The 13,616-nt window shown below is 56.4% G+C and carries 9 protein-coding genes; 5 read left to right on the forward strand and 4 right to left on the reverse strand.

Annotated features, from left to right (window positions below):
• Nucleotides 1-248: 248 nt before the first annotated feature.
• Together FDK21_RS16445 and FDK21_RS16450 are read right to left on the reverse strand one after the other, a co-directional pair.
• On the reverse strand, nucleotides 249-1,103 hold the full coding sequence (locus FDK21_RS16445) for a thioesterase family protein (RefSeq protein ID WP_114011382.1): 855 nt from the start codon (nucleotides 1,101-1,103) through the stop codon (nucleotides 249-251).
• Nucleotides 1,104-1,255: 152 nt separating this feature from the next.
• Nucleotides 1,256-2,287: an endonuclease/exonuclease/phosphatase family protein gene (locus FDK21_RS16450; RefSeq protein WP_138149934.1), complete on the reverse strand. Its 1,032-nt coding sequence runs from the start codon at nucleotides 2,285-2,287 to the stop codon at nucleotides 1,256-1,258.
• Nucleotides 2,288-3,014: 727 nt separating this feature from the next.
• Between FDK21_RS16450 and FDK21_RS16455 the strand changes: the two genes are divergently transcribed.
• Nucleotides 3,015-3,686 (forward strand): response regulator transcription factor, encoded by a 672-nt coding sequence (locus tag FDK21_RS16455; RefSeq protein ID WP_114011379.1) that lies wholly within the window; start codon nucleotides 3,015-3,017, stop codon nucleotides 3,684-3,686.
• An 86-nt stretch (nucleotides 3,687-3,772) separates the two neighbouring features.
• Here FDK21_RS16455 and FDK21_RS16460 read toward each other — a convergent pair whose 3' ends face one another.
• Nucleotides 3,773-7,327, reverse strand: coding sequence for a hybrid sensor histidine kinase/response regulator (locus FDK21_RS16460; protein WP_114011378.1), 3,555 nt, complete (start codon nucleotides 7,325-7,327; stop codon nucleotides 3,773-3,775).
• Nucleotides 7,328-7,702: 375 nt separating this feature from the next.
• On the opposite strand from FDK21_RS16460, the gene FDK21_RS16465 reads away from it, so the two are divergent.
• From FDK21_RS16465 to FDK21_RS16480, 4 genes are all read left to right on the forward strand, one after another.
• Complete coding sequence (locus FDK21_RS16465; protein ID WP_138149936.1) at nucleotides 7,703-8,920, forward strand: pyridoxal phosphate-dependent aminotransferase; 1,218 nt, start codon at nucleotides 7,703-7,705, stop codon at nucleotides 8,918-8,920.
• Nucleotides 8,921-8,933: 13 nt separating this feature from the next.
• Nucleotides 8,934-10,250: a PAS domain S-box protein gene (locus tag FDK21_RS16470; RefSeq protein ID WP_245418545.1), complete on the forward strand. Its 1,317-nt coding sequence runs from the start codon at nucleotides 8,934-8,936 to the stop codon at nucleotides 10,248-10,250.
• Nucleotides 10,251-10,265: 15 nt separating this feature from the next.
• A complete protein-coding gene (locus FDK21_RS16475; protein WP_114011376.1) occupies nucleotides 10,266-10,883 on the forward strand; it encodes a response regulator in 618 nt (205 codons plus the stop codon).
• A 376-nt stretch (nucleotides 10,884-11,259) separates the two neighbouring features.
• Nucleotides 11,260-11,988 (forward strand): helix-turn-helix domain-containing protein, encoded by a 729-nt coding sequence (locus FDK21_RS16480; RefSeq protein WP_198663060.1) that lies wholly within the window; start codon nucleotides 11,260-11,262, stop codon nucleotides 11,986-11,988.
• A 195-nt stretch (nucleotides 11,989-12,183) separates the two neighbouring features.
• Here the strand turns inward: FDK21_RS16480 and hemN are convergent, their stop codons facing one another.
• Complete coding sequence (gene hemN / locus FDK21_RS16485; RefSeq protein WP_138149938.1) at nucleotides 12,184-13,533, reverse strand: oxygen-independent coproporphyrinogen III oxidase; 1,350 nt, start codon at nucleotides 13,531-13,533, stop codon at nucleotides 12,184-12,186.
• Nucleotides 13,534-13,616 lie beyond the last annotated feature (83 nt).

Here is a 13,616-nt window from a genome sequence, read left to right on the forward strand (position 1 = left end):
GAGAGAAACAAAAGGCAGGCTTGATGACACCACAAAGCAGGCCAAAAGGAAAGACCCACAGCCGCCAATCGGTGCCAAGACCGCCTCAAGAAACGGGGCACTAAAACAGGATGAGCGACAAGACAAAATGGCCCCGCGGTGGGGACTACCGCGAGGCCGGGGTCGGTCTTTGAATGTCTGGTTTCAGGACGACCGACCTCTCTGAGCCTGCACATGCACAGGCCCGAAGTCCGACGTCTGCAGGGAAATCAAATCATCCTTTCCTTGATGGCTTCTTTGGCAAAGTCCGGCAAATGGTTCGAGCGTCTTGTTGCGACACTGAACACCATGGCAGCGGTGTCAACAAAGGCGATATGGCGTCCATCGCGGATATCGAAGAAGTCATAGCGCATCGTGAACATGTTGGGCTGCAGGCTTGTGAAGGCTACATGGATGCTAAATTGATCCCCGGCTTTCATGCCTTCCAGCACACAGAGCCGCATTTCGATCGATACACGACCAAAGCCGTTGACTTTCAGCCAGTTGCTGTTCATTCCAACCTGCGCCCATGCATGGGACCCGACATCCGACGCGGCGCTGATATAGGCCTGATCACGGGCATGACCGGTGGCATCACACATGGCAGGATGGACGATGCCGCGACCAATCAGGGTTTCGCCGAAATCCTCCGGTGATTTCAGGGAGAAATCCGCGTCATGCTTGAGGGCGCGTGGCATGACATTGTCGTCGATCTTGTCTTGATGGTTGGCATGGCTTGGCCAGGCGGTTCCCTCATAAAGATCGAGCGCTGAAGCCGCGACCAACCCGTTGGTGATATTTTCCATCACATGTTGCACGAAGCAGCCGCTTTCCGGCATGCCATCGTCGGTTTCCGGCGTCACCAGCGAGGTCAGAATGCGCACTTGCGACCCACTTCTCAATTCCGAATGGAACCGGACATGGCGACTGATGCGCTTGGAGAATGCATCTTCCATCTTGTTGCAGGAAGCAAACAGCTTGCTCGCATCATCGAACATCGAGAAATAGAACTGAACGTTCATATGATCATTTTCGTCGCATTCCCATGTATTGATATATTGGTTCAGCGTGACAAAACGTGTCATGACGATCCTCCTTTTCAGAAAGCACGAACTAACTTTGAATTGTTTTAAGTAAATTATATCGCGAAAACGATTTTGGAACTAGTATTCGATTTGCTTAGGTGTTTCTGACGACAGGAATTTTTGGCATTTATTGTTTGGAAGAAGTAACGACTTCAAGTGGAATGGGTGGCGTCACCAAAGTCGGGATCCTGATCCGTCCGAACTTGATCGAAAGTGCCCAGAATAACATCATGATCCGAAAGTGCCTTGCCGCTCATATCCAGCCCCGGCACGATCCGTGCCCCTCTTGGCGCAAAGCCGCGCGTGCAAAACCAGTCCTGATGCTTGCGGGCTTTAAGCCCGACCGAGCGACCGTTGGGGCGCGTGGTGGTGCCGGTGGCGTTATTCTCCCAGCTATAGCCATGACGGTGGGCTGTGCGAAAAAGTGGTTCCAGATCCTTGTCCAGACCATGCAGATCCGACAGGGTGCCGAAATCACCACCAATGAGGATCGGAAGATCGGTGGCAAACATGTCCAGAGCGGCGATGAGGCGCTCCAGCATGGCGAGGCGCAGGATCTGCGCGTGGGTGCTGGCGAGGCGGGTGGAAACGGCGCAAAATGGGCCATGTGCGGTCGAGAAAGTGGCGGCAACCGCGCAAGAACCGCCAATGCGACAGCCCTCCATCTCCTCCGACGCAGCATCGTGGGTTGCTGTAAAATTTGCACCATTGGCATCAAGACGGATCAGGGCCACGCGGTCCGGGTCCACCCGTGACAGGATGGCATTGCCATGCCAGCCTTTGTCGTTGCGGCTGTCAGCCGCCAAGCGTCTTTCGACCGCATTGCCCAAACCGGCCTCGAAATATTCAAGGCCAAAGCAATAGCGCATGCCAAGGCTGTCAGCCAATGCCTTGGCGGTGTGGCGCTGATGGGTGCGGGCCATGCCGATATCCATTTGCGAGACCAACACCAGATCGGCTTCCAGTGCGCGCAGCAGATCTGCGGATTGTTCGGGAAAGAAGCAGCGCTGCATGGTCCAAGCGGCCACGGTCAGGCGGGTCGGCAATGGTCCATTGGCGATCAGCTCGCCGCCAATCTCGACCTGATGCAGAGCTGGCATGGTCCGCATCAATGCCCGATGGGCCTCAACGCTGCGGGCCGCAATGTCGATGGCGTGACGCAACTCCGGGTCGATGTCGGGCAAGCATGTACAGCTCGCTGTCTCAAAGAGGTGCATCGCCTTTGCCTCGGTCCCACATTGGCCCCATCTGCGGACAGATACCGCCGCAAGGCATGGGCGCTCTCAGCCACCGGTTGGGACCCAAAAGCGCGAACCATGTCCTGTCGCGCCAGAGCCTATTGCTGAAATATAACGATCAGATGTCCGAAACCACAGCTTGCAAGCGGCATGGGATCGGACAATGCTGCAGAAGCGAGAAAGAGGGAAATGGCTTGAAGTCAAACAGCGATTCTTTCCGGTTCAACTGCCACAGGCTTGTTATGGTTAACAAACTTGGCGCTCATCGCAAGGATTTCCCCAAAGGAAGCGACTGCGCGACATTTTTTTCAAGTGAATTGCCGTATCCGCTCAACGAATTTGCGAATATGTCAATGCTACGTCTTGCCAAGACAGCGGCAACCGCCCATAGTTTGCTCGAACTCTTCATGTTTTCTTTGGCAAATTTGCCAATCAGGGGTGGCAAAGCGCCTTCACGGCAGACATCCCGAAGCGGCACACCTCCAAGTGAGGTGGAACTTCAAGGCAGCATGAGGAGCGTGTCCGACCGGTGAAAATCGGCAAGGACAGGAAGTGGGTGGCCGGTTGGCGTTTCTGCCTGGCCACGAAGTGAGTTTGACGTGAGGGGTGGTCTAGTCCGATCCGCCAGATCTGACAGACACATTCCACCCATCTGATTGGGGGAGGACCGAAAGTGCATCAGGCATCTCTGAATATTATTATTGCCGATGATCATCCACTGTTCCGGGGCGCGCTGCGCCAGACACTGGAAACGATCTTCGATCAGATTGCCATTCATGAGGCCGGGACCCTGGAGCAGGTGGGCGAAAGGCTCGAAGTTTCTGAAGACATTGATCTTGTGCTGCTCGATCTGTCCATGCCGGGCGTCCGTGGCTTCTCTGGCCTGCTCTATCTTCGGGCGCAATATCCGGCCATTCCGGTGGTCATTGTATCAGCCAGCGAAGACGTTCCAACCATCCGCCGTTGTATGGAATTTGGGGCATCGGGCTTCATTCCGAAGTCCATGTCCATCGATGCCATTGCTCAGGGCATTCGCGCCGTGCTGAACGGTGAGACTTGGGTGCCGGAAAGCATCGATCTCAACGCCCCATACAGCGATGAAATCACCGAATTGGTGGAACGCCTCAACACTCTGACACCACAGCAGGTGCGTGTGTTGATGATGCTGTCGGAAGGCTTGCTCAACAAGCAGATTGCCTATGAGCTGAATGTCTCCGAAGCCACGGTGAAAGCCCACGTTTCGGCGATCCTGCAAAAGCTCAATGTCGACAGCCGCACACAGGCCGTCATCGCCGCCGCCAAGATCGAAGCCGGTCAATGGCAGGCCATCGGCGCAAAAAGCTGATCACATCCGACACTTTGTGAAATCAAAAACCCGCATGCATCGAATGCGGGTTTTTTTGTCTGGCTCATCCATCGGGCAAAAGCATCTCACTGATTGCGCTTGCGCATCGCGGTCATGTTCCATGTGTTGAGCAGGGCGCGCAGCTGGGCGGGTTTGACCGGCTTGTTGAGGATTGCCATATCTTTGCTGCGGGCCTCTTCGCGCACCTCTGCGGTGCGGTCGGCGGTGATCAGGCTGGCCATGATGTCAGTGCCGAATTGTGCTCTCAATTCAGTGCAGGCATCGGTGCCCAGCATATTGTCGAGATGATAATCGATCAGAATGCCGTCCGGTTTGACATCGGATTCCAGCAAGGTTGCCTCGGCTTCCTCGATGCCGCCAGCGGTCAGGACCGTGCAGCCCCAGCCCTCCAGCATGGCCCGCATGCCTTCCATGATCTTGGGTTCATTGTCGATGCACAGGATCGACAGATGACTGAGCGGCTGGTTGGCCATCGAGGCAGGGGCCTCGGCCCGGCGGGCGCTGTGCAGCAGCCGGAAGGCAGGCAGTTTCACCGCAAAGGCCGACCCCTTGCCCACAGCCGACATCAGCCGGATCGGATGGTCGAGCACCTTGGCGATGCGGTCGACAATCGACAGGCCAAGGCCCAGTCCGCCAGCAATCCGTGCCCCTTCGTCAAGACGCTGGAATTCAAGGAAGATTTCTTCGCGCTGGGCTTCCGGGATCCCGACACCGGTATCATGGACCTGAAATTCAATCGCTCCTTCCAGACGCCGGCAGCCGACCAGAACCCGGCCTTCTGGCGTATATTTGATGGCGTTGGAAATCAGATTCTGCAACAAACGGCGTAGCAAATGCTTGTCCGAGCGCACATGCAGACCACACGGTATGATCCGCAATTCCAGCCCCTTTTCCTTGGCCATCGGCTCGAAATCGATCCGCATCCGCTCCAGCAATTCATCAATCGGGAAGGCCGACAGTTGGGCTTTCATTGCGCCGGAATCCAGCCGGGCAATGTCGAGCAAAGCCCCGATAATATCCTCAACCGCCTCGAGCGAGCTGTCGATATTGCCCGCCATGACGGCGCATTCTGCCACCTTGGCATCTTCGCTTGCCTCTGCCATGCCTTCAAGCCGGTTGACCAAGGCGGTGGTATAGAGCCTTGCAGCATTCATCGGCTGCATAATGTCGTGTCCGGCGGCGGCCAGAAAGCGCGTCTTGGAGACGTTGGCCGCTTCCGCATCCTGCTTGGCGGTGCGCAAGGCATCATTCAGATGCATCAATTCGCGGGTTCGGTCACGCACCCGGCGTTCAAGCGTTTCATTGGCGCTTTCCAAGGCCCGTTCGGCCCGCACCCGCTCGGACACGTCGGCAAAGGTGATGACAATGCCACCATCGGGCATCGCATCGGCGCGAATGGACAGGGTACGCCCCGAGCCACCCATCTGTTCCTGATAGGGTGCCTGCTGGACGACGATCAGATCGATCCGGTCATTGACCAGCTGTTCGCTTTGGCCTTCACCAAAGTCCCCCCGATCAGCAATATGATGCAGGATTGATTGCAACGGTGTGCCGACCTGACCAAATTCCGGCGGGATATTGAGCAGGCTGCGGAACGGTTTGTTCCAGAGAGTGAGACGCAAATCGGTGTCGAACACCGCAATGCCCTGTCGCACATGGTTGAGCGCGGTCTGCAGCAGATCACGGTTATATTGCAGCGCTTCGGAGGCATCGTCGAGCAGCTTCATCGTCCCCTTGGGCGAGGCTTCCTGTCGTTTTAATAGCAGGCTCATCAGCAGCCGCGAAGAGGCCGAGCCAATGGCGCTGGCCAGCAATTGCTCGGCAAAGCGCAGGAATTGCGGATCCACATCCAGATTGCGCTCATAGGGCATGCTGCGCTCTTTGGCGTGAGCGCGAAAACTACGCAAGGTGCGTTCGGCTCCCAGATAGCGCGCCACCATATCTTCCAGGTCCCCCGCCGTCAGCATGGTGCGGAACAGACGTCGGGTCTGTGGCGGGCGCAATTCGTCCGGTACGAAAATGTTGGCCTGCAGCCGCTCGATCATTTCCGGCTGTCGCGACACCGACCCTGCCGTATAGGCGATCAGGTTGAACAAAAGGCTCCAGAAAACCCCGTGCAGAAGCGAGGGGAGATCGGTGCCGAACAAGGCCTGTGGCTTAAGGAAGGTGATGCCGAACGGCCCGTCAGCCAGGAAGTCCACCGGGATCAGGCCGGACTGGGCAAACATCGGCAGCAACAGGGTATAGGCCCAGACAAAGAAACCAACCAGCAGGGAGGCAATCGCGCCACGTGCATTGGCCCGTTTCCAGATCAGGCCGCCAATCAACGCAGGCAGGAACTGGGCCATCGCCGCAAAGGCGATCAGCCCGATCTGTGCGAGTGCGGTATTGTTGACCGCCGTGCGATAGAAGGCATAGGCGAGTGTGAACAATGCCAGAATGGCCAGCCGCCGCACATTCAGCAGGGTCCGGCCCATATCTGGCGAGCTGATCGCCTGATCCGCATGGCGGCGCAGGATCAAGGGGATGACCAGATCGTTTGAAATCATGATCGACAGGGCCACGGATGAGACAATGACCATGGCGGTTGCCGCCGACAGCCCGCCAAGAAAGGCGATCAGCGTCATGGTTTCCGCCCCATGGGCCATCGGCAGGGTCAGCACATAGCTGTCTGCATCCACCTGACTGCCGAGCAACAATTGCCCCGCCAACGCAATCGGAATGACGAACAGATTGATCAGGATCAGATAGAGCGGGAACATCCATGTCGCCCGCCGCAGAGACCGCTCGGAGGTATTCTCCACCACCGCGACATGGAACTGGCGCGGCAACAAAAGAGCCGCTCCGGTCGACAGGGTGATCATCACGATCCAGTTGATGGCATCCGGCCCGCCCTGTGGCCCGAGGAAGGAAATGCCTGCATCCGAAGCTTGACTGAACAGATCGCCGGGGCCATCGAAAATCCAGAAGGTGATGAACATGCCCACCGTGAGAAAGGCGAACAGCTTGACCACGCTTTCCGTCGCCACCGCGAGAATGAGGCCATCCTGATGCTCGGTTGCGTCCGCGTGGCGGGTGCCGAACAGGATGGCAAACACCGCCATGGCGATTGCCACGAAAAAGGCAATATCGGCCAACACCGGCAGGTTGCCATTCGGGAAGGCGATATTGAGATGCTCCATCAGAGTGGCGACCGAGGTGGCCACCGCTTTGAGCTGCAACGCGATATAGGGCATCGTGCCAACCACCGTGATGACGGTCGCCACCGCTGCGACAAGCTGGTTCTTGCCATAGCGGGCACCCAGAAAGTCGGCAACCGAGGTGATGCGCTCGGCCTTCGAGAGGCGAATGATCCGCCATACGAGCGGGATGCCAAGGGTGAACAGGATGATCGGGCCAATATAGACGGTGATGAAATCAAGGCCACTCGACTTGGCGAGGCCAACGGAGCCGAAAAAGGTCCAGCTGGTGCAATAGACCGCCAGCGACAGGGCATAGAGATTGGGATTGCGTTCCCGGCCGGGATTGCGCCGTGCGCGATAATCCCCATAGGAGGCGATCGCAAACAACAGACCGATATATAACAGGGTCGTCAGCACGACCATCCAGCCTTGCAGCATAAAAGGCGATTCCTCCTACATCATTAAAGCAGATATAGCATAAGATTTTTCAAGGATTCCAGACATGAGACGAAACCGGCTCCTTCACCTGTGCTGTTTTTAACCGGAGAATCAGCCGGACAAGCCGTCACCGCTTTTCTGCGTAGGGGCAACATCGGCGCAATGAACCCGACATCCGCGTCCAAATCGGGCAATAAAGCACCCCAACACCCATTCTTTGGGCGAGGACTGGACCTTCTGGCTAAGTATCACCCCTTGCACATGGGAAAAAATGGGCGCAAGGATGATAAGCGCAAACAACACCCTCTTTAATTGAATGCCTTTATGTGCAAACTGCTAGGGTAAACTACGCATTTAATTCAGAAGGTCCAACAAATGCAGTCCAGCATCATGTCGAGTTTGCGTGCAGAGGCGATTGACGCGCCGGCCAGTCAGATTATCGAAATCATCAAATATGCAGACGGCAAGGACGATATCACCCCCTTGTGGGCCGGACAGGGCGTTCTGCCAACTCCCGATTTCATCTGCGATGCAGCCACCCGCTCCCTTGCGGCGGGCGAGACCTTCTATACCTATCAGCGTGGCATCCCCGAATTGCGTGCGGCGATTGCCCGCTATCACGAGCGCCTTTATGGCCGCCCCTTCGATCCAGAACGCTTCTTTGTGGTTGGCTCGGGCATGCAGGCCATCCAGATGGCGGTGCGCATGGTGGCCGGTCCTGGTGACGAGATCGTCTTGCCAACGCCTGCCTGGCCAAACCTGTCTGCGGCGGTCGGCATTGCCAGTGCCAAAGCGGTTGAAGTGCCGATGCAGTTTCGGCCTGAAGGTTGGCATCTCGATCTCGATGCGCTGTTCGGTGCTTGCACCGAGCGGACCAAGGCGATTTTCATCAATAGCCCAAGCAATCCGACCGGCTGGGTTGCCGATGAGGCCGAACTTCGTGCGATCCTCGCTTTTGCCCGCGAAAAGGGCATCTGGATCATTGCCGACGAGATCTATACCCGCTTCTATTACGGTGAAGGGCGCGACACGGCCCCGTCCTTCTATGAGATCATGGACGAGGATGACCGCATTCTCTTCGTCAACAGTTTCTCGAAAAACTGGGCCATGACCGGCTGGCGTGTGGGCTGGATATCTGCCCCGCCGGCAATGGGCGACATCATCGAGAATCTCATTCAATATTCCACGTCCGGTGTTGCCGTCTTCATGCAGCGCGCAGCCATTGCAGCGCTCGAGGATGGCGAAGCGTTCGTCACCAGACAGATCGAGCAGGCGCGGGTGGGCCGCTCCAAGCTGCTGGAGGCTTTTGAGGGCAACAACCAGTTGCGCTTTGCCGCCCCCAAAGGCAGCTTCTATTTCTTCTTCGGGCTGGCCGATGAGCCCGATGCATGGCCTTTGACCAAACAGCTGGTCGATGAGGCGAAAGTGGGATTGGCACCGGGTTTTGCGTTTGGTCAAAGCGGGTGCGCATTTATGCGACTATGTTTCGCAACAACTTCCGAGCAGATGGATCGTGCGGTAATGCGTTTGAATCGTTGGCTTTCGGCCAGAGACGCAATGCCGGAACGGGTTTTGGATTTGGAACAGGCGTAAGAGATCACCTGATATGGACGCAACGGTAACCATCAACGGTCCCAAGCGAATGGACGAAACCTCGCCTAAAAGACAGGCCGTGCCATTTCGTCCGCTTGAACAGATCGACGCCCGCCTGATGTCATTGCTCGACATGGCGGCTGACAGCATCTGCCTGATGGATGCCCATTCGCGCATTCTCCTCTTCAATAAGGCATCGGAAAAGCTGTTTGGCTATACCGCCGAGGAAGTGGTTGGCCAGAGCGTCGATATCCTGATGCCGATGAAATATGCCCGTCACCATGATGCATGGGTCGATCGCTACTTGCGCACCGGGGAGCATTCGATCATTGGCATCGGTCGTGAGGTGCAGGGCCGCCACAAGGATGGCAGCACGTTTCCATTCGACCTGTCGGTCGGCGTGACCGAAACCGAGGACGGCAAGCAGTTCATCGGTGTGCTGCGTGATTTGCGCCCCCGCAAAGACGCCGAAGGGCGCCTGCGCAGCCTGCAGACAGAACTCAACCAGATGACGCGGATCAATGCGATGGACGAGATGGGGGCCACCGTTGCCCACGAGCTCAACCAGCCGCTGACCGCCATCATTCTTTATTTGCAGGCGATCGAGCGCAAACTGAACGCCAATCCCTGCGCCCAGCAACTTGACCAGGAAGATCTGGACAAGCTGACCGAGTTGTGTGGCAAGGCGCGTCAGGAAGCCCAGCGCTCCGCCTCCTTGCTGCAACGCATCCGGTCGATCATAGAAAAGAAGGAGCCCGAGCGTAGCCATTGCAATATCGTTGATATCATTCAGCGTGCGCATCAACTGGCGCTCGTCGGCTTTGCTGCGACGGATGTGCATGTCAATCTGACGGCCACGGATGACATGCCTGCAGTTGCGGTCGATCCCGTTCAGATCGAGCAGATCTTCCTCAATCTGTTGCGCAACGCCTTTCAGGCCATGCGTGATCAGGATCAACGGGACATCAATATCACGGTTTCGGTGCCTTCCGAACAGGAGGATCTGCGAAAACGTGTTGTGGTTCACTTCAAGGACACCGGCCCGGGCATTCCCGATTCCCATCGGGATACATTGTTCAAGGCCTTTGACTCCGAACGGCGCAATGGCATGGGGCTGGGGCTCGCCATTGCACGGTCCATTGCCCAGAATCATGGTGGGAGCCTCGAATTGGCACCAACCGATATCAACCAGCCGGGGGCCTGTTTTATCCTGACCCTGCCCATCGTATCCCCTTTGTCGCAAGACCCATCGGACGATCCCGATGTGACCGACATTGACGATGATTGGCAGAGTGACAGTGCTCCGACGGCATCAAAAACGCCCGAATAAGCCAAGAGGCAACGAATGACAACTGATCTGCACCCTTCTATTCATATCGTCGATGATGATCCAGCCGTCCGGGACGCTTTGTCCGTTCTGTTCGAGCTGGAAGGCTATCAGGTTCAAACCTTCTCCAATGGGGAGGATTTCCTCTCCGGCCTGCGTGAATCCGTACCATCCATCATTTTGATGGATGTTCATATGCCCGGTCGCTCCGGCCTTGAGGTCATGGAAGAACTGGCTGCCCGCCACATCGCGGCCCCCGTTCTGATCATTTCTGGTCAGGGTGACATTCCGATGGCCGTAGCCGCCATCAAACAGGGCGCCCATGACTTTATCGAAAAGCCGTTTGACGGCACCGAAGTGGTCAATCGGATCGAGAAGATTCTGGCAACGGTCAACAAGACCCCGGATGCCGGTCAGTCGACCTTGGCAAACTGGAGTTTCCCACATGCGGAGAGCCTGACCCCACGTGAACGCGATGTTCTGTTGCAGATCACCCAGGGTGCCTCCAACAAGGAAGCGGGTCAGCATCTGGCAATTTCGCCGCGCACGATTGAAGTTCACCGTGCCCGGATCATGGAAAAGCTCAAGGCCCGCAATACCGCAGATCTTGTTCGTATCGTGCTGACCGGTCGCTAAACCAGCGACCGGATTCTGCCGATCTGCGTGAATAATGATTTGCCGAGCGCGCGCGCATTTGGGCTTCGTGCGGGCTTCGAAAAGAAGATGTGTTTCAAGACTCATCGGACAAAAACCGGATTTCAATCCGGTTTTTTTGTATCTATCTGAAAGATATGTCTTTTTAATTTAATTATAGTTATCCAAAAAAATCTTTCGCACCTCGAAAACCATTGGAGACTTTTTTCCCTTTGGGACTAAGGGTAATTACGTGTAGTATCGTTTTTGAGCGCGACCAATTGCAGCACAAAGAAACATGTCGTATAGATTTTCACAATCCTCGAAGCGGGGGATGGGTTTCTTTGAGTGATCGCTTCAGGAACGGGAGTAGGGAAACATGTCGGAAGAGCGTATTCTTAAAATGTCGGGCCACCGCATGGCCAGCGGCAACGTGGCTTCTCGATCTTCCTATCCGGCGGAGACGGAAAACAAAGGAATCATGTCCAGCGATCAGAGCAGACACAAGACATTCCCGGCCCATGGCATCATTTTCTTTGAAGGCGACCCAGCCAACAACATTTATGAAGTCGCTGACGGTTCGGTCATGCTCTACAAGTTGCTGCCCGATGGTCGCCGTCAGGTCGTCGAGATTCTCGGGCCGGGCGATCTGTTTGGTGTTCCCGCTGGCGAAGTCTATGATACTTCAGCAGAAACTCTGACGGAAACGCTTGTTCACATGGTCTCCCGCAAGGAGGCTGAAAGCTCTTCGACCATTCAGGAGCATATGAAAACATGTCTCGTGTCTCAGGTTCAGAGCCTGCATGAGCATGCGGTCCTGCTGGGGCGCAAGTCGGCGCATGAGCGGGTTGCTTCCTTCCTGATGCGCTTCGTGCCGCACCGGGGTGACTTTGCCTGCATCGGCCCTCAAGGCACCGACAGCGATGAAAGCGTCGTTACGCTGCACATGACCCGTCAGGAAATCGCCGACTATCTCGGCCTGACCATCGAAACCGTCAGTCGTGTTCTCTCGGATATGAAGCGTCGGAAAGTCATCACGATGGAGAAGCAAGACCGGATTCGGATCATGAATGTCTGCGGTCTGTGTCACCTCACGGGCAAGTATTGATAGTGATTCTACGTATTTTTATGCAATAATCGAATAATCGGTGTTTTACCTAGTCGTTAATATAGGTAAAGCTCCACGGACAAATTGTCGCAGTTCGATTTGTGTCAAAATTCTGTCTCAAAAAAAGCCGAGCGCCCCCGACATGGTGGCCTCGGCTTTTTGATTCCTAACGTTGCCAGTCAGCACTGATCTTGCTCAGACCGCAACAGAATGACGCCCCTTGCCTGCCTGAAGATAAGCATCGAAAGCGGCAGCAACCAGTCGCACAAGCGGTCGGCCCGCGTGGGTTACCCGGACCAGATCGCCATCGCGATCTGCCACGCCATCGGCGATCAGTTCAGACAATTGCGGATAGCAGGCCCGTAGCGGTGCCAGAGCCACACCGAAGTCGTCGGCAATTGCGGCGACATCCACCTCGTAGGCCGTCATGATCGACATGATGATGGCAGCCCGTGCCCGGTCATCCGGATCCATTTCCAGGCCCCGAACGATCGGCAGTTCGCCGGCTTCGATCGCCCGTACCCAACCGGCAAAGTCGGGGCTGTTCTGAATGTAGCCCTGCGGCATCTTGCCGATAGAGGAGGCACCGATGCCGATCAGAATATCCGCCTCATCGGTGGTGTAGCCCTGAAAATTGCGCCGCATCCGACCTTCGCGTGCCGCAACGGCCAGCGGGTCGTCCGCTTTGGCGAAGTGATCAAGGCCGATCTTCTCGTAGCCATGATCGGCGAGCGCTTCGGTCGCATCGTCAAACAGGGCAATCCGTTCGGAGGCATCGGGCAGGAGATCTTCGGGGATCAGGCGCTGATGCTTCTTCATCCATGGCACATGGGCATACCCAAACAGGGCCAGACGGGTCGGATCAAGCTTGGCAGCCAGTTCCACCGTGTTGCGGATCGTTTCTCTGCTCTGGTGCGGCAGGCCATACATCAGATCCAGATTGATCTCCGCGATCCCGGCAGAGCGAAGCAGGGAAACCGCTTTTTCCACCTGCTCGAACGGCTGAACGCGACCGACGCTTTCCTGTACCTTGAGATCGAAATCCTGCACGCCGAGGCTGGACCGATTGATCCCGGCTTCCTTCAGAGTGTTGACGAGGCTCTGCGTTACCGTGCGCGGATCCAGTTCGATCGCATGCTCCATCCCTTCGGTGAAGGTGAAGTGCCTGCGAAGCGCATCGACAACCCGCAAAAAGGCATCATGGGGCAGGATGGAGGGTGTGCCACCGCCCCAATGGATGTGACTGACCGGCTGACCGTCGGGCAACTTGCTGGCCACCAGCTCCACCTCGCGTACCAGCATGTCTGCATAGTCCTGCAGAGGCTTTTCCTGCTTGGTGATCTTGGTGTAGCAGCCGCAATAATGGCACATGGACTGGCAGAAGGGCACGTGGAGATAGAGAGAGATCGGCGTTGCCGGATCGATCGTCTCAAGCCAGCACGCATAGACATTCCTGTCGACATCGGCCGAGAAATGCGGCGCGGTCGGATAGGATGTGTAGCGCGGCACAGCACGCGTGGCATATTTCAGGGTTACATTGGTCATGGCTGCATTTAGCTTTGAGGCTGTCATGGCAGCTTTGAGAAAAGTCAAAACTTACCGAATTGTCATATCACGCTTTGGTCTAC

Source organism: Cohaesibacter sp. CAU 1516 (assembly GCF_005771485.1).
Lineage (GTDB): Bacteria > Pseudomonadota > Alphaproteobacteria > Rhizobiales > Cohaesibacteraceae > Cohaesibacter > Cohaesibacter intestini.